This window comes from Pseudomonas sp. NPDC090201 (assembly GCF_044746825.1).
Lineage (GTDB): Bacteria > Pseudomonadota > Gammaproteobacteria > Pseudomonadales > Pseudomonadaceae > Aquipseudomonas > Aquipseudomonas putida_AD.
The window spans coordinates 10,859-24,787 of record NZ_JBIVCX010000013.1; the positions used below are offsets into that span (position 1 = coordinate 10,859).

At 58.4% G+C, this 13,929-nt stretch carries 18 protein-coding genes, 1 tRNA gene and 1 pseudogene; 4 read left to right on the forward strand and 16 right to left on the reverse strand.

Features of this window, described 5'->3' with window-relative positions; all coding sequences use genetic code 11:
• Nucleotides 1–31: 31 nt before the first annotated feature.
• From ACIPOO_RS23490 to ACIPOO_RS23525, 8 genes and pseudogenes are all read right to left on the reverse strand, one after another.
• Nucleotides 32–2,236, reverse strand: coding sequence for a xanthine dehydrogenase family protein molybdopterin-binding subunit (locus ACIPOO_RS23490; RefSeq protein ID WP_400610160.1), 2,205 nt, complete (start codon nucleotides 2,234–2,236; stop codon nucleotides 32–34).
• Nucleotides 2,236–3,222 (reverse strand): FAD binding domain-containing protein, encoded by a 987-nt coding sequence (locus tag ACIPOO_RS23495; RefSeq protein ID WP_400610162.1) that lies wholly within the window; start codon nucleotides 3,220–3,222, stop codon nucleotides 2,236–2,238. The genes ACIPOO_RS23490 and ACIPOO_RS23495 overlap by 1 nt, the downstream gene beginning before the upstream one ends.
• Nucleotides 3,219–3,743 (reverse strand): (2Fe-2S)-binding protein, encoded by a 525-nt coding sequence (locus ACIPOO_RS23500; RefSeq protein WP_400610164.1) that lies wholly within the window; start codon nucleotides 3,741–3,743, stop codon nucleotides 3,219–3,221. Before ACIPOO_RS23500 ends, ACIPOO_RS23495 begins: the two co-directional genes overlap by 4 nt.
• Before the next feature lie 163 nt (nucleotides 3,744–3,906).
• Nucleotides 3,907–4,338: a DUF1810 domain-containing protein gene (locus tag ACIPOO_RS23505; protein WP_400610166.1), complete on the reverse strand. Its 432-nt coding sequence runs from the start codon at nucleotides 4,336–4,338 to the stop codon at nucleotides 3,907–3,909.
• 113 nt (nucleotides 4,339–4,451) lie between these two features.
• Nucleotides 4,452–4,622 (reverse strand): hypothetical protein, encoded by a 171-nt coding sequence (locus ACIPOO_RS23510; RefSeq protein WP_274134364.1) that lies wholly within the window; start codon nucleotides 4,620–4,622, stop codon nucleotides 4,452–4,454.
• 183 nt (nucleotides 4,623–4,805) lie between these two features.
• On the reverse strand, nucleotides 4,806–5,036 hold the full coding sequence (locus ACIPOO_RS23515; protein ID WP_274134365.1) for a hypothetical protein: 231 nt from the start codon (nucleotides 5,034–5,036) through the stop codon (nucleotides 4,806–4,808).
• Nucleotides 5,037–5,211: 175 nt separating this feature from the next.
• Nucleotides 5,212–5,610 (reverse strand): annotated as a pseudogene (locus ACIPOO_RS23520) (DUF72 domain-containing protein); the annotation flags it as partial.
• The gene (locus tag ACIPOO_RS23525; protein ID WP_400610289.1) at nucleotides 5,606–6,031 is read right to left on the reverse strand and encodes a DNA methylase; all 426 of its coding nucleotides are present in this window, start codon (nucleotides 6,029–6,031) and stop codon (nucleotides 5,606–5,608) included. The pseudogene ACIPOO_RS23520 and the gene ACIPOO_RS23525, both read right to left, overlap by 5 nt.
• A gap of 291 nt (nucleotides 6,032–6,322) precedes the next feature.
• On the opposite strand from ACIPOO_RS23525, the gene ACIPOO_RS23530 reads away from it, so the two are divergent.
• Complete coding sequence (locus ACIPOO_RS23530) at nucleotides 6,323–7,546, forward strand: zinc-dependent alcohol dehydrogenase (protein ID WP_400610169.1); 1,224 nt, start codon at nucleotides 6,323–6,325, stop codon at nucleotides 7,544–7,546.
• A gap of 20 nt (nucleotides 7,547–7,566) precedes the next feature.
• Nucleotides 7,567–7,788, forward strand: coding sequence for a PLD nuclease N-terminal domain-containing protein (locus ACIPOO_RS23535; RefSeq protein ID WP_400610171.1), 222 nt, complete (start codon nucleotides 7,567–7,569; stop codon nucleotides 7,786–7,788).
• Nucleotides 7,789–7,871: 83 nt separating this feature from the next.
• Here ACIPOO_RS23535 and ACIPOO_RS23540 read toward each other — a convergent pair whose 3' ends face one another.
• From ACIPOO_RS23540 to ACIPOO_RS23550, 3 genes are all read right to left on the reverse strand, one after another.
• Nucleotides 7,872–8,315, reverse strand: a complete 444-nt coding sequence (locus ACIPOO_RS23540; RefSeq protein WP_274134371.1) for a DUF421 domain-containing protein — start codon at nucleotides 8,313–8,315, stop codon at nucleotides 7,872–7,874.
• 7 nt (nucleotides 8,316–8,322) lie between these two features.
• Nucleotides 8,323–8,835 (reverse strand): hypothetical protein, encoded by a 513-nt coding sequence (locus ACIPOO_RS23545; RefSeq protein ID WP_400610173.1) that lies wholly within the window; start codon nucleotides 8,833–8,835, stop codon nucleotides 8,323–8,325.
• An 85-nt stretch (nucleotides 8,836–8,920) separates the two neighbouring features.
• Nucleotides 8,921–9,235, reverse strand: a complete 315-nt coding sequence (locus tag ACIPOO_RS23550) for a glycosyltransferase (protein WP_400610175.1) — start codon at nucleotides 9,233–9,235, stop codon at nucleotides 8,921–8,923.
• Between the two features lie 252 nt (nucleotides 9,236–9,487).
• Here ACIPOO_RS23550 and ACIPOO_RS23555 point away from each other — a divergent pair, with 252 nt between their 5' ends.
• Entirely contained in the window at nucleotides 9,488–9,925 is a 438-nt protein-coding gene (locus tag ACIPOO_RS23555; RefSeq protein WP_400610177.1) for a short chain dehydrogenase, read from the forward strand.
• Between the two features lie 286 nt (nucleotides 9,926–10,211).
• Nucleotides 10,212–10,808, forward strand: coding sequence for a chemotaxis protein CheB (locus ACIPOO_RS23560; RefSeq protein WP_400610179.1), 597 nt, complete (start codon nucleotides 10,212–10,214; stop codon nucleotides 10,806–10,808).
• Nucleotides 10,809–10,920: 112 nt separating this feature from the next.
• Here ACIPOO_RS23560 and ACIPOO_RS23565 read toward each other — a convergent pair.
• From ACIPOO_RS23565 to pal, 5 genes are all read right to left on the reverse strand, one after another.
• Nucleotides 10,921–10,996 (reverse strand) — tRNA-Lys (locus ACIPOO_RS23565).
• Nucleotides 10,997–11,059: 63 nt separating this feature from the next.
• Nucleotides 11,060–11,734, reverse strand: coding sequence for a 7-cyano-7-deazaguanine synthase QueC (gene queC / locus ACIPOO_RS23570; protein WP_400610182.1), 675 nt, complete (start codon nucleotides 11,732–11,734; stop codon nucleotides 11,060–11,062).
• Between the two features lie 16 nt (nucleotides 11,735–11,750).
• Nucleotides 11,751–12,398: a 7-carboxy-7-deazaguanine synthase QueE gene (queE, locus tag ACIPOO_RS23575; protein WP_400610184.1), complete on the reverse strand. Its 648-nt coding sequence runs from the start codon at nucleotides 12,396–12,398 to the stop codon at nucleotides 11,751–11,753.
• Nucleotides 12,399–12,577: 179 nt separating this feature from the next.
• The gene (gene ybgF, locus ACIPOO_RS23580) at nucleotides 12,578–13,408 is read right to left on the reverse strand and encodes a tol-pal system protein YbgF (RefSeq protein ID WP_274134378.1); all 831 of its coding nucleotides are present in this window, start codon (nucleotides 13,406–13,408) and stop codon (nucleotides 12,578–12,580) included.
• A gap of 6 nt (nucleotides 13,409–13,414) precedes the next feature.
• Nucleotides 13,415–13,915 carry a peptidoglycan-associated lipoprotein Pal gene (pal, locus tag ACIPOO_RS23585; RefSeq protein WP_074752666.1) on the reverse strand — a complete coding sequence of 167 codons (501 nt, stop codon included), beginning with the start codon at nucleotides 13,913–13,915 and terminating at the stop codon, nucleotides 13,415–13,417.
• Between the last annotated feature and the right edge of the window lie 14 nt (nucleotides 13,916–13,929).

The following is a 13,929-nucleotide window of genomic DNA, read 5'->3' on the forward strand; positions in this document are numbered from 1 at the left end:
CGGGTGCCATGCATCCGGGTGTTGTTCGCGGTCACTGCAGCAGCTTGTCGAGCGTCACGGGGAAATCGCGCACGCGCTTGCCGGTGGCATGGAACACGGCATTGGAGACCGCCGCAGCCACACCGACGATGCCAATCTCGCCCACGCCCTTGGAGCCCAGGTCGTTGACGATGTCGTCCTCTTCCTCGACGAAAAACGCATCAATGTCACCGATGTCGGCGTGGACCGGGATGTGATATTCGGCCAGGCTGTGATTCATGAAACGACCGAGCGTGTGATCGCTCAGGGTGTCTTCCTGCAGCGCCATGCCCAGGCCCCAGACGACGCCGCCCAACAACTGGTTCTGCGCTGTTTTCGGGTTGATCACACGCCCTGCTGCAACCGCGCTGACCACACGGCTGACCTTGATGGTGCCCAGGTCCTCATCGACCCGCACTTCGACGAACACCGCAGAGTGAGTCGCCGTGGCAAACCCGCTGCGCTTGGTGCTGGGCTCTGCATCGACCTGGACTTCCAGTGCGCCGCCTTCACAATGGGCAACCACTTCGGCGATGGCAAAACGCTGATCCCCGGCGTGCACGAACCCGTCCCCGAAGCCGATCTGCTCCACCGGAACATCAGCCACCTCGGGATGCAGCCGACGCAGCGCTTCCAGCACCTGGGTGCGCAAGATCAGGCACGCCTGACTCACGGCGGAACCGACCGAAGAAACTGTGAAGGAGCCGCCCTGCAAAGGCGCGGTGGGCAGCGAGGAATCGCCCAGGTTGAATGTCACGTCTTGCGGCATGACCCCGGCCGCATCAGCGGCGATCTGGGTCATGACGGTGTAGGTGCCGGTGCCAATATCCGTGGTGGCGCTGCTGACGGTCAGCTTGCCCGCGGCATCGATTCGCGCCTTGGCGCTGGCCTTCATCTGCATGGCCTCCCAGACACCACCTGCGACGCCCCAGCCGATCAGCTCCCGCCCCTGGCGCATGCTGCGAGGCACCGGATTGCGCTGGCTCCAGCCAAAACGTTCGGCGCCCTGGTCGTAGCAGGCCAGCAGCGCCTTGCTCGAATACGGTTTGCCCTCGTTGCCATTGCTGTCGGCAAAGTTGAGGCGGCGCAATTGCAGGGGATCGATGCCTGCCGCACAGGCAAGCTCGTCCAGTGCGCCTTCCAGCGCGATCACACCTGACGCAGCACCCGGCGCGCGCATGTCCAGCGGGGTGTAGACGTCGAGCGGCACCAGTTGATAATTCAGCGCCACGTTGTCGCAGCGATAGAGCATGCCGCTCCATTCGACCAGATGCTCGGTGAAGTCCTCGAAGCGTGAGGTCTGCCCGATCGCGTCGTGCCCGATCGCCATAAGGCGGCCGTTGGCATCCGCGCCCAGTCGCAGCCGCTGTGAGGTGCGTGGCCGATAACCGAAGGTGAACATCTGCTGCCGGGTCAGGGTCACGCGGACCGAGCGTTTCAGCGCCAGGGCCGCCATCACTGCCAGTGGCAACTGATACTGAGGGCGCAGGCCCGAGCCGAACGCGCCGCCGACAAAGGCTGCGAGGATGCGGATCTTGTCCTTGGGCAGGTCGAAAATCTTGTGCAGGTAATCCTGACAGTTCTGAGTGCCTTGGGTCTTGTCGTGAATTTCAAGGCTGCCATCGGGCTTGTAGAACACCGTCGAGGCGTGGGGCTCCATCGGGTTGTGGTGCTCCACCGGCGTGGTGTAGGTCACGTCCACCTGGGTGGCAGAGTCGGCGTAATGCCGCGCAAAATCGCCGCGCGGCTTCGGCGTTTCGGCCGGGGCTTTGTGTGCGTGGTCGAGGGCGGCATCCAGATCGGTCTGGTGCGGCTCTTCTTCATAGCGAATGCGCAAAAGCGAGCCAGCGTAGCGCGCCATTTCCAGCGTCTGCGCCACAACCAGCGCCAATGGCTGGCCGCTGTACAACACTCGGTCGTTATAGAGCGGGCGAAACGCGGAGCCTTCGGCCGAGTCGGCATCGCTGTAGTCATCGTCGTAGCTGGACAGCCGCGGCCGGTTGCGGTGGTCGAGAATCAGCACCACGCCCGGCACATTGAGGGCCTCGCGGGTATCGATATCGAGCACACGGCCTTTGGCGATGGTGCTGGACACCACGCTGCCGAACAGCAGCCCGTCCTCGGGGTATTCACCCGCATACCGCGCCTTGCCCGTTACCTTGGCCACGCCATCTACCCGATCCAGTGGCTGGCCCACCGCAGCATTGAATGTGTTCATCAGGCATTCCCTCCAATGGCGGCGTCGCTCAAGGCACGCACGATTGCACGATGGGCGAGCCGGACCTTGAAGGCGTTATGGGTCAGCGGCTGGGCATCGCGCAGCAACAAGTCAGCTGCGGCGGTGAAGGTCTCGCGGGACACCGGCTTGCCCACCAGCGAGGCCTCGACGGCCTTGTCACGCCACGGCTTGTGCGCGACTCCGCCCAGCGCCAGCCTGGCCTGGCGAACGGTGTCGCCATCAAGCTCCAGCGCTGCCGCCACGGAAACCAGGGCAAAGGCATAGGACGCACGATCACGAATTTTCAGGTAGCGATGGTGGGCGATGAACTGAGGGGGCGGCAGCTCGATGGACGTGACCAGTTCATCGTCAGCCAATTGATTGTCCCGCTCAGGCGCGTCTGCAGGTAAACGATGGAAGTCGGCAAATTCGATACGCCGTTTTCCGGCCTTGCCTTCGACATGGACCACAGCATCAAGCGCCGCGAGCGCGACGCACATGTCGGATGGATGGGTAGCGACGCAGGCATCGCTCGCCCCGAGGATCGCGTGGATACGGTTCAAGCCCGAACGCGCCGGACACCCGCTGCCCGGCTCGCGCTTGTTACAGGGCGAACCGGTGTCGTAGAAGTAGTAGCAACGCGTGCGCTGCAAGAGATTGCCACCCGTGCTCGCCATATTCCGCAGTTGCGGGGACGCGCCGGCCAGGATGGCCTGGGACAGCAACGGATAACGCTGTTCGATCAACGAGTGCCACGCCAAGTCTGCGTTACTCACCAACGCGCCGATGCGCAGTCCGCCATTGGGCAGTTCCTCGACCTCATCAAGGCCCAACCCGGTGATGTCAATCAGACGACCGGGGCGGACCACGTTCTCCTTCATGAGATCGACCAGATTGGTGCCGCCGGCGATGAACCGGGTCGTGGCGTCGGCCAGGTTGATCGCCTCACTGACATCCCGAGGCCGGGAATAATTGAAAGGCATCATGATTGCGCCCCTCCCTGCCCCAATTCCCCACCGCTGTGAGGCAACGCTTCCTCAACCGCGGCGATGATGTTGGTGTAGGCACCGCAGCGGCAGAGGTTGCCACTCATCAGTTCCTTGATGTCGTCACGGTTATTCGCCCGCCCCTCGCGGGCAAGGCCGACGGCAGAACAGATCTGCCCCGGCGTGCAGTAACCGCACTGGAAGGCATCGTGCTTGATGAACGCCCGCTGCATCGGATGCAGCTCGTCCCCCGTGGCAAGCCCTTCAACCGTAGTCAGCTCAGCGCCGTCGCACATCACGGCCAACGTCAGGCAGGCATTGATGCGCTTGCCATCACGCAACACCGTGCAGGCACCGCACTGCCCGTGATCGCAACCCTTTTTGGTGCCGGTCAGGTCGAGCTCGTCCCGAAGCAGATCGAGCAAGGTCACCCACGGGGGAATGTTCAGCGTTCGGCGATCGCCGTTCAGAGTGAACGCGATGGAATGCAGCTCGACGCCGGTGGAAGGACTTGGGCTCATGGTGACCTCACGGTAGGTAAGCAATGCGCGCAGTTCGCTGCGTCTAGCTGGTACGACTGGGAGGTTGACTTAAACGTTCAGCCTTTCTGGACGGGCGACCGTTTGGGTGGGATGGTGGGGATCATAATTGCGCGCTCCACTCACCCGTTCCAGTGCAAGGTTACTACCGGGAGGCCTGGAGTAACTGGATCGTCCTGTCATCCGGCTCTGCGTCAAAGAACTGATCGAGTGCTCGCTGAAACAAGGCGGATTCCGAATGCGCCTCGTTGAACAATGTCAGGCACGAGCGCAGCTTCAGATCATCTGGCGAGCCGAAGATCTCAAATGCGCTCAAGTTGCCGTGTTCAAGAAGAGTTTGCACGCACTCATCAAGTCGCCGCCCGAGCAATGGATGGGCGAGATAGGCACGAGCCTCGTCCATGTTGGTGATGCCAAAGCGCATCGCGGTTTCGCTTCTGCCCAACCCCTTTAGCTGCGGGAAAACGAACCACATCCAGTGGCTCGTCTTACGGCCTGCCCGCAGTTCATCCATGACTCGGCGGATAACCGGGCGCTGCGCATCAATAAATCGCGAGAGATTGAAAGAGTCGTTCATGCTGCGATTCCCAGGCATAGCATCAAGCAATGCGGATATCCTCGCCCCCATTGGCACCCGTTGAGGCCCGAGAGCGCCCTAACTAGACGTCGGTGTCACTGCCGGGTGTTTTCCTAACGCTCGGCGTCTACCTCGCCATCGGGATCCGGCTCGATTTCCTCGTCGTCCGCCTCAACAGACTCTCCATTCCTATTAGAGGATTTAGAAGAAGGCTTTTGGGGATCGTTGATGAACGGAACGCGGCTGGGGCCTTGTTCTTCAAGCCCTTCAGTTTTTGGTTGCATGCTGACTCCTCCACTTGTGAGCTTTAGAAGATTCATGAATCCATACGTTCACACTAATTGGTGAGAGGGTCGCTTGCTTGCACCCAAAGGTTCGCGGGCGACTGGTAGCAGATGACTTGGCCGACAAGTGGTGAGAATGGCGGTTCATATGAGCCCGCCACACCATCATTAACGCTTTTACCTTCAGCGTTGCGGTGGATGCTCCTGAGACACGGAGTCGTTGGCTTCTACGTCTGACATGTCCTCATCTATCAGGATGTCCCCGTCGAGGATTGGCGCCGGTTCGTTGTCCTTAGAGTCGCCCTCGTCGCTGCCAGGAGGCGGATTGGGCATCACGTCAGGACGACCTGGTTCCAATGGCTTGATCGCGTCATTGGCATCTCTGTCATCACCGGGTATTGCGGAACTGTTCATAAGCACCTCGCTCGACCACGAAAGAGTCGCGATCTACAGGTTTCGAAACCGCTTGGTGCTTCCCGTTCGATAAAGTTCTCGAACGGTCATTATCCAGTGTTAGATCGCGAACTCCGCTACCTGTAGACCCTCAGATGAGTAGGCTCGGACTGCTGGAAGGTACGCAACGGTGCACTGAAAAGCGAGCTCTCAGCGAGTCGAAGAAGCGGCCTGCGACCCGGGCATCGAATGAGAGTGAAGGCGGGAGCTGGATCAGCAGGCAGCCGAGCGCGCTACCCAGTGCAGTGACCTCCGACAAGAATTTATCAAGCAGCTCTGAGCAGTCCACGAGCCGACTCTCGTGGCTGATCGACTTGGGCATTTTCACTGAGAAGCGGAAATCGCTGCTTACCGATGATGCTCACTTCGCATAAGTTGCGGGTCTATGTGGGCGATAGAAGGAACTGTTGATCTCAGCAGCGCCCAACCGTAGTGCGTAACGTTGCAGGTGCGTACCTTCGCCTTCAAACTCAGGCGCGAATTCTTGGGCCAGCTTCCAGCCAGCGCACCCACGTAAACTTCTGCGGTTTTCAATACAGTACCTGTTGCGCGTCGCGCATGAAGATCTCAACCGTCTTAGGGCCAATGCCTTCGAATTCTTTGAGCCTTGCCTCAAACTCAGATCGGTCTTTGCTGGCCTCAAGAATGTTCAGCACTTTCCCACCGTAGTCGCGCGTCAAACGCTCGCTCAGCTTCAGTAGTCGGTTGGCGGTAGATTCGTCGTAACGGGTGTAACTGCCCTCTCCCAGCATCCTCACCAACTGGCCGTGCGTACATGCCGCAAGCTTGCCAGGCGTGTCACAATGGTGTTTCTCGACGATGATCCTGTAGGCCTGAGCGGCAACGTCACCTCGAATTCTCTTCCCCATCAAAAAACTTGCGATGAGCCACTTGAATAGTGCCTCTTCGGCTTTGTTGGCAAGGTCGACGTTTAGGTCTGCGGCACCAATCACCATCGTTTGTTCCTCAATGAGCAACACGGTCATATGTATGGCTGATATGACTTCTTGATCATCCCGCCAAGGGGCGAAAATTAGGATGCCCCTTGAGAACGCAGAAACACTCGCCGGATCTTGGGCCGAGCCTTTCGCGTTATGTTCATTTGAAGCGACGAACAGTCTCAAAAGAATGGTTTCACCAGCCAGCTGATTTTAATCGCAAGGTTGCGGCTATCCGAAGGCATGAACTTAACGGACGCTCCATAGCTCCGCTCTCTAGAGGCCACACTAAACAGCGGAGAAAACAATATGCGAGCTCTCACCTATCACGGTGCCCATGACGTCAAGGTCGACACCGTTCCCGACCCGATCATCGAGGCGCCGGACGACATCATCCTAAGGGTCACCGCAACGGCGATCTGCGGTTCAGACCTGCACCTGTATCGCGGCAAGATCCCGACCGTCGAGCACGGCGATATCTTCGGCCATGAATTCATGGGCATCGTCGAAGAGACAGGCTCAGGCGTGACGGCCGTCCAACCGGGGGATCGCGTTGTAATTCCGTTCGTGATTGCCTGCGGAGACTGCTTCTTCTGCCAGCAGGATTTATTCGCGGCCTGTGAAACGACAAATACCGGTCGTGGGGCGATCATGAACAAGAAAGCGATCCCGCCGGGCGCAGCGCTGTTTGGATTCAGCCACATGTATGGCGGTATTCCGGGTGGCCAGGCTGAATATGTGCGTGTGCCGAAAGCCAACACCGGGCCGTTCAAGGTTCCGGGCACATTGGCGGATGAGAAGGTACTGTTCCTCTCGGACATCCTGCCTACTGCGTATCAGGCGGTGACGAATAGCGGCATCGGCCAAGGCTCCAGCATTGCCATCTATGGCGCTGGCCCGGTCGGCCTCCTTTGCGCAGCGGTTGCCCGCATGCTCGGGGCCGAGCGCATCTTCATGGTCGACCACCACCCCTACCGACTCGCTTACGCGCAACAGACTTATAACGTGATCCCAGTCAATTTCGATGAAGACGACGACCCTGCTGACACGATCATCCGGCAAACCCCAGGCATGCGCGGGGTCGATGGCGTAGTGGACGCTGTCGGCTTTGAAGCCAAAGGCAGCACCACTGAAACCATCCTCGCCACCCTCAAACTCGAAGGCAGCAGCGGCAAGGCGCTACGCCAATGTATCGCTGCAGTACGGCGCGGGGGCACCGTCAGCGTGCCGGGCGTCTACTCCGGCTTCATTCACGGGTTCCTGTTTGGGGATGCGTTCGATAAGGGGTTGACGTTCAAGATGGGCCAGACTCACGTGCAGCGCTTCCTGCCAGAGCTGCTTGAGCACATCGAGCTGGGACACATCTCTCCTGAAGCGATCATCACCCACAGGATGTCCTTGGAGCAGGCCGCTGAAGGCTACAAGATTTTCGACAAGAAACAGGAAGATTGCCGCAAGGTGATTCTTACGCCGGGCAGGAACGATGTGGTGCTGCCGGAAACGGATTCCCCGGCTGCGATACCCGCCGTTTAATCAGGCAATGGAGGTGCTAAATGGAACTGACCGTTATCTGGTGGGCATTGGTACTCGTCCTCCTGCTGGTTGATATCTGGGCAATCGCCAGCGTCTGGCGAACGAGCAAATCTTCTGGCACCAAGGCAGGATGGGCCTTACTCATCCTGGTTCTGCCCGTGATCGGGTTGGCCATATGGGGAATCGCCGGGCCACGCGGCGTTGCTGAACCACCTACATCCAAAGAGCACAGCAAAGGCTGATTGGCCAGGATATGCTTCTGCAGCCTGCGGTAGGCTGCAGATGTGTGCGCATCGCTTTTCAAGAAGTATGAAGCGACAGCCAGTCACTCGTTGCGGATGATAGAAATCTTCCCATTGCGCTCGATAATCGCGAACTTGATCTGATCAACGCTTTCCACCCCCGGGCCTAATCGAGCAGCCTGCATGACGTCATCCTCTTGCACCCGCGCTTCGTGCATCCGGTGCCGCAGGAACACTCCATTCTCGACGATGATTGTTGGTCCACCATCGATAAGCTTTCCGATGCGTTTAGAGCGCCTCTTGAGAAGCGAGAAACCGATATCAATGGAAAGCAGCGTCACGATCACCAAAACGGCATTAGTGATTGAGAAGTCGTCGCCCAAGAGTGCCTGCTGAGTCGCTTCTCCAATAATCAATAAAAGGACGAAGTCGAAAGATGTCATTTCCCCCAAGGCTCTTCGTCCAGAAATCCGAAAGAGCACCATCAGTGCGAGATAAATGGCGGCTGCCCGCAGAACTGCGTCCATTTCGCACCTATGGATAGATGAATTGAGTGAGTGAAACTTTCCCACCGCCGTCGATGGCGATCTCGCTTTTGACAACACCTACGCCGTCGCTGCGCCAAGCCAAGTACAAAGCGCTTTCACCTTGAGAGTCTCCCATCAACCGGAGGCGCAGCCCCTGCCGGCTACCTGTAGAACCCACGGGCTGGGGTTGCATTGAGTCAATGCTAAAGCCCTCAAGCATATCCTCAGAAATAAAGACAGTATGGGTCTGGCCTGGAACCCCACGACTATGGATGATCATCGGATTGACCGCACCGCTGCGGTGAAACCTCTCGTACTCGACCACTAGGTCTTTTGCCGAAGAGGTAGCCGTGGCCGAACTAAGGGCTCCATGCGAAAACAGACCGCAAAGCGTCAGGGCGACGACGATGACTAGGGCATACCAGCCAATGCGTTCAAAACGCCAAATCCGCCGCTGAAGCGCGATATCTTCATCAACGGGATAACACCTGTCGAGCATCTCTCGTTCGTGAGTGTCCATCTGGCTCGCTCCATGTAACTTCCGTTCCTGAAACATAAACGCACCTGTCAGCCCTATCCCATTTCACGGAGCCAGCCGTCAAGGCTCACCCCATTGCGTGTTGAAGGGATGGGAAGATTCGAGCGCAGACGGGTTGGAACACAACGAAATCGCCAGGTTCGTAAGGTAGTTCTGCACCTGCTCCACGAGCCTTTCCGACATTTTTGTGGTGGACGTTCAGAACCATAGCACCCGCTGAAGCTGCCAAGCCCTCAGTAGCGTCCGTGCAAGCATCCAACACCACAACCAGCCGGACTGGCATGCCATTTAGGTCTGGGTGATTGGCGGCTTCGATTATGGAAATCACGCACTGGTGAATGTGATTTTCTTCATTGTGTGCAGGAATCACCACGCCGATCATTTACGCTCCCCCCCGCCCAAGTGCGAGAATCCTGCAATCGACAGCTGGTGAATCAGAAAGGTTTGGCGTAATTGGCTATTTGCTGTGAACTCAAAACTAAATCTCAGCCGAATCTGCCCCGTTTTGTGCCGCCAGGCATTTTTCTCGGACTGGCTTTGCGCCGAAAGTGACATTGGAACCACCCTTGATCCAGGAATAGGAACGTTCCCGCCACGCAGTACCTCTATCCTTCACTAACTGGAGGAATGATTTATGAACAACCCCACAGGCATGAAGACAGGTGAGCGATACATCATTGAAAACGTAGAGGGTGCTCCAGAATTCAGGGGGTTCTTTCTAGACGGCAAATACTTCCTTCATCCAGAGCTCCTAACCGCCGTCGGCTGGATGGATGGCGACCAGTTTATGGTTGATCAGGTGAGCTCCGTTGGGGAGTCAGCCTTTCCAGGCGGGCTGGCAGGCACAATTATCGACCTGACCCTCAAGCTGAAGGACGGTACAACACTCACATTGGCGGAGGTTGAAGTATCAGCCCAGGTCGATGACCCCGCAGATCAGTCATCTGATCAAGCCAATCAGCGCCTTGCCATTCAAAACCCAGCTCAAGCCTTCCTAATTGCGACCACTGCCGCCATGGTCGTTGTTGGGTACATCGTTGGCAGGCTTCTAGAAACCCGTCGAGGACGCTAATCGGACGTTCGACAGAGCGAAAATCTCATGACTGATAATTTGAGGATCCTGCAAGGCAGCGCCTCGGTACTGCACAACGTCAACGTTTCGACGGCAATTCGCTTGGCACGAACTCTCGCTCAACCTCGGTTCTAGCCTCGAAACCTCAAGCTGACGGAATGTTAAGGCCTGCCACAGGCGGCTCCCTTCGCCCTGCATTTCCTGGCGCATTGTTGATAAGCACCACCATAAGACTGAACGACTCCAAGGCCGTCTATGTCCATGATTTAGGTGAAAGGAGACGCCCATGGATATGCAGGTTGAAGCACCAGCTAGAGATATAGTTGTCATCGGCGGGTCTCAAGGCGCACTTGAGGTTTTGAGAACCTTACTAGGTGCACTGCCCCGAGATTTCCCCGCGGCGATCATGATCGTTATCCATTCCGGGCCGTCCAGTCCCGGATATTTGGCCGACATCATTGGCCGGTATACGGGGTTGCCAGTTGAGTATGCGAGAGAGGGTGAAATCATCGAGTCGGGCCGGATCTATGTCGCGCCCCCCGACAGGCATTTGCAGGTAGTTGATCCCGGCCTGCTACACCTGAGCGACGGGCCAAAGGTTCGATATTCACGGCCAGCAGCCGACCGTTTGTTCATGACGGCAGCAGAGGTATTTGGGCCACGCGTGATTTGCGTTGTTCTTTCAGGTGGAGACTGCGACGGCGTTCAGGGAGCCAATGCTGTGGCAGCAGCTGGTGGTCAGTGCCTGGTTCAGGAACCACAAGATGCGGTCGTAGCCAGCATGCCTATCAGTGTAATTCAGCGAGACCATCCCGACGCCATCGTCAACAAAGACAATATGGCTGCGGCGCTGGTGAGTGCGGTTATGGGCGTGCTTACGTAGTTAGGCGTTCAGGTCATCAAACGGCTGGCGGCACAAGTGCTCGGCCCACTTTGTTCCAGACGAAAAAAAACCCGAGAATTCACACTTACGTGGACCTCTCGGGTTTTGAAGATGGTGGGTCGTGTAGGATTCGAACCTACGACCAATTGGTTAAAAGCCAACTGCTCTACCAACTGAGCTAACGACCCGCTTCGTGGTGGCGCGTATATTACTGTAATTTCTCAGTAATTCAACACCTTATCGAAAAAAAGTTAAAAATAATTTGTCGGGTCTGGCAAACCGGCTGCGGCGAAGCCTTCTGCGCGCAGGCGGCAGCTGTCGCATTTGCGGCAGGCGCGGCCCTGATCGTCGGCCTGATAGCAGGAAACGGTCAGGCTGTAGTCGACGCCCAGGCGGGTGCCGGCCTTGACGATATCGGCCTTGCTGAGCATTTGCAGCGGCGCCTGGATGGTGAAGCCCTGCCCTTCCACGCCGGCCTTGGTGGCCAGGTTGGCCATGCGCTCGAAGGATTCCACGAACTCCGGGCGGCAGTCCGGGTAGCCGGAGTAATCCACGGCGTTGACGCCGATGAAGATGTCGCGGGCGCCCAGCACTTCGGCCCAGCCCAGTGCCAGGGACAGGAAGACGGTGTTGCGCGCGGGCACGTAGGTGACCGGGATGCCTTCACCCGGGGTTTCCGGCACGGCGATGCTGCTGTCGGTAAGGGCCGAGCCGCCGATGCCGTTCAGGTTCAAGCCGATCACCTTGTGCTCGACCACGCCCAGGTCCTTCGCCACGCGCTCTGCGGCCTTCAGCTCGGCGCGGTGGCGCTGGCCGTAGTCGAAGCTCATGGTGTAGCAGGTGTAGCCTTCGGCCTTGGCCATGGCCACCACGGTGGCCGAATCAAGGCCGCCGGACAGCAGGATTACCGCGCGTTTCTCAGTCATCGTGTGTTCACTCATGTCAGCGTCCCGGCTCATCGTCCCAGAGAATCTTGTGCAATTGCAGCTGCATTCTGACCGGCAGGTTATCCGCCACGATCCAGTCCGCCAGGTCCCGCGGGCGCAGGTCATGGGCAACCGGCGAGAACAGCACCTCACCAGCACGCCGCTCCAGGCCGTACTGGATCAGCTTGGAAACTGCCCAGTCGTAGTCCTCGCGGGAGCAGATCACGAACTTGACCTGATCGTTGGGTGTCAGCAGCTCGATGTTTTCATAGCGATTGCGCGCCACTTCTTTCGAACCCGGTGTCTTCAGGTCGACGACGCGACTGACACGGGGATCGACTTTGGAGATGTCCAGCGCACCGCTGGTTTCCAGGGACACCTCGTAGCCGGCATCGCACAGGCGCTCGAGCAACGGGATGGCATTGGGCTGGGCCAGGGGCTCGCCGCCCGTGACGCAGACATAGCGCGGGCGATAGCTGGCAACCTGCTCCATGAGCGAGTCCAGGGTCTGGATGGTGCCGCCGCTGAAGGCGTATTCGCTGTCGCAGTAGCCGCAGCGCAATGGGCAGCCAGTGAGGCGCACAAAAACGGTAGGCAAGCCTGCCGTGCGCGTTTCACCCTGCAAAGAGTAAAAGACTTCGGTGATGCGTAATGTGTCTTGCATATGGGCCACGGGCGTAACGGCTAAACAGGCCATCCGCCTCCGTCAGGCACTTTTGTACACCCTGCGCTCGCAGAATCTACAAAAGCGTAATCAATACCGGAATTTCGGGTGCGAGATTCTAACGAAAAAAGCCGCGCAACGCGCGGCTTTCTTGAATCAAGGGTCAAGCTGGCTGGCAATCAGAGACGCTGAAGGTCCCGTTGAGCCAGTTGAGCCGCCGAAGTACCGGGGTACTGGGCGACGACTTGTTGCAGAATGCCTTTGACCTTGTCGGTGTGACCCAGGCGGCGCTCGACATCTGCCAGCTTGTAGAGCGAGTCAGGCACCTTGGCGTGCTTTGGGTACAACTGGCTCACTTTGGCGAAGGCCTGGCCGGCACCTTGAAGGTCGCCCTTGGCCAGGTTCACCTCACCCAGCCAGTATTGGGCGTTGCCCGCGTACTGGCTGTTGGGGTATTTGCGCAGGAAAGCCGAGAACGCCTGGCTGGCCTTGTCGAAATCCTTGGCCTTGATGAGGTCGAAAGCAGCATCGTAGTAGAGCTTTTCTTTCGCTGGATCACCAGGCTCGGTGCTGGTTTGCGGTACTTGACCACCAGCGCCTGCGGCAGGTGCTGCGGGTGCTCCGCCGGCATTGACGCCGCCGTCGGATGCAGAATTGTTGGCAGCTGGCGCGGCAGGTGCGCCGCCAGCTCCGATGCGGGAGTCAAGGTCCTTGTAACGATCCAGCGCTTCCTGCTTCATCTGCTGGATATCGTTCTGCTGGACTTCGACGATTCCGCGCAAGCGCGAAATTTCATCCTGCATTTGCTGCAACTGCATGAACAGCTGACCTTGCGCCGAAGGCTGGGCCGTAGCCCCGCCTCCGGCGTAGGCGCCCGCCGTACCATAACCCGATGGCGGATAACTGCTGCCAGCGGAGCCAGAGTTGTCATCGACCACAGGAACCGCACCCATCGCTGCAAGAGGAAGGGTGAGAGCCAAAACGGTTAAAGCACGGCGGCACGTTCGCATGTCAAATTACTTACGCAGTTCGACGCGACGGTTTTGAGCCCAGGATTGCTCGTCGTTGCCGGTAGCAACTGGACGCTCTTCACCGTAGGAAACCAGTTCCAGCTGAGCTGGCGATACGCCTTGCAGAACCAGGTAGCGCTGAACGGCTTTCGCACGACGCTCGCCCAGTGCCAGGTTGTACTCGCGAGTACCGCGTTCGTCGGTGTTGCCTTCCAGAACGACGCGAGCGCCGTTGGCTTTCAGGTCCTTGGCGTGAACGTCCAGAGCGCGCATGGCTTCTGGCTTCAGGTCAGAACTGTCGTATTCGAAGTAGAAAGTGGTGATTGCGCGCAGAGCAGCTTCTTCGCTCAGGGAGCCATCAACGGCACCGGTGTTTGCGCCGTAACCAGCGTTTGGATCTACAGCAGCGCCTTGACCGGCATTGTCGCCGCCTTTGGACGAGCAACCTACAGCTACAGCCATGGCCAGAGCCAGCGCAGCAAATTTACCAAACTTCAGCATTTCCATCGTGAAACTCCTAA

Bases quoted from the DNA above. Each gene is read 5' to 3' on its own strand.
- ACIPOO_RS23525 (WP_400610289.1), bottom strand. From the start codon at position 6,031: ATGGTGATTGGTGCCGCAGACCTAAACGTCGACCTTGCCAACAAAGCC.
- ACIPOO_RS23490 (WP_400610160.1), bottom strand. From the start codon at position 2,236: ATGAACACATTCAATGCTGCGGTGGGCCAGCCACTGGATCGGGTAGAT.
- ACIPOO_RS23515 (WP_274134365.1), bottom strand. From the start codon at position 5,036: ATGAACAGTTCCGCAATACCCGGTGATGACAGAGATGCCAATGACGCG.
- pal (WP_074752666.1), bottom strand. From the start codon at position 13,915: ATGGAAATGCTGAAGTTTGGTAAATTTGCTGCGCTGGCTCTGGCCATG.
- ACIPOO_RS23495 (WP_400610162.1), bottom strand. From the start codon at position 3,222: ATGATGCCTTTCAATTATTCCCGGCCTCGGGATGTCAGTGAGGCGATC.
- queC (WP_400610182.1), bottom strand. From the start codon at position 11,734: ATGACTGAGAAACGCGCGGTAATCCTGCTGTCCGGCGGCCTTGATTCG.
- ACIPOO_RS23540 (WP_274134371.1), bottom strand. From the start codon at position 8,315: ATGGACGCAGTTCTGCGGGCAGCCGCCATTTATCTCGCACTGATGGTG.
- ybgF (WP_274134378.1), bottom strand. From the start codon at position 13,408: ATGCGAACGTGCCGCCGTGCTTTAACCGTTTTGGCTCTCACCCTTCCT.
- ACIPOO_RS23550 (WP_400610175.1), bottom strand. From the start codon at position 9,235: ATGATCGGCGTGGTGATTCCTGCACACAATGAAGAAAATCACATTCAC.
- ACIPOO_RS23535 (WP_400610171.1), top strand. From the start codon at position 7,567: ATGGAACTGACCGTTATCTGGTGGGCATTGGTACTCGTCCTCCTGCTG.
- ACIPOO_RS23555 (WP_400610177.1), top strand. From the start codon at position 9,488: ATGAACAACCCCACAGGCATGAAGACAGGTGAGCGATACATCATTGAA.
- queE (WP_400610184.1), bottom strand. From the start codon at position 12,398: ATGCAAGACACATTACGCATCACCGAAGTCTTTTACTCTTTGCAGGGT.
- ACIPOO_RS23500 (WP_400610164.1), bottom strand. From the start codon at position 3,743: ATGAGCCCAAGTCCTTCCACCGGCGTCGAGCTGCATTCCATCGCGTTC.
- ACIPOO_RS23510 (WP_274134364.1), bottom strand. From the start codon at position 4,622: ATGCAACCAAAAACTGAAGGGCTTGAAGAACAAGGCCCCAGCCGCGTT.
- ACIPOO_RS23560 (WP_400610179.1), top strand. From the start codon at position 10,212: ATGGATATGCAGGTTGAAGCACCAGCTAGAGATATAGTTGTCATCGGC.
- ACIPOO_RS23505 (WP_400610166.1), bottom strand. From the start codon at position 4,338: ATGAACGACTCTTTCAATCTCTCGCGATTTATTGATGCGCAGCGCCCG.
- ACIPOO_RS23530 (WP_400610169.1), top strand. From the start codon at position 6,323: ATGCGAGCTCTCACCTATCACGGTGCCCATGACGTCAAGGTCGACACC.
- ACIPOO_RS23545 (WP_400610173.1), bottom strand. From the start codon at position 8,835: ATGGACACTCACGAACGAGAGATGCTCGACAGGTGTTATCCCGTTGAT.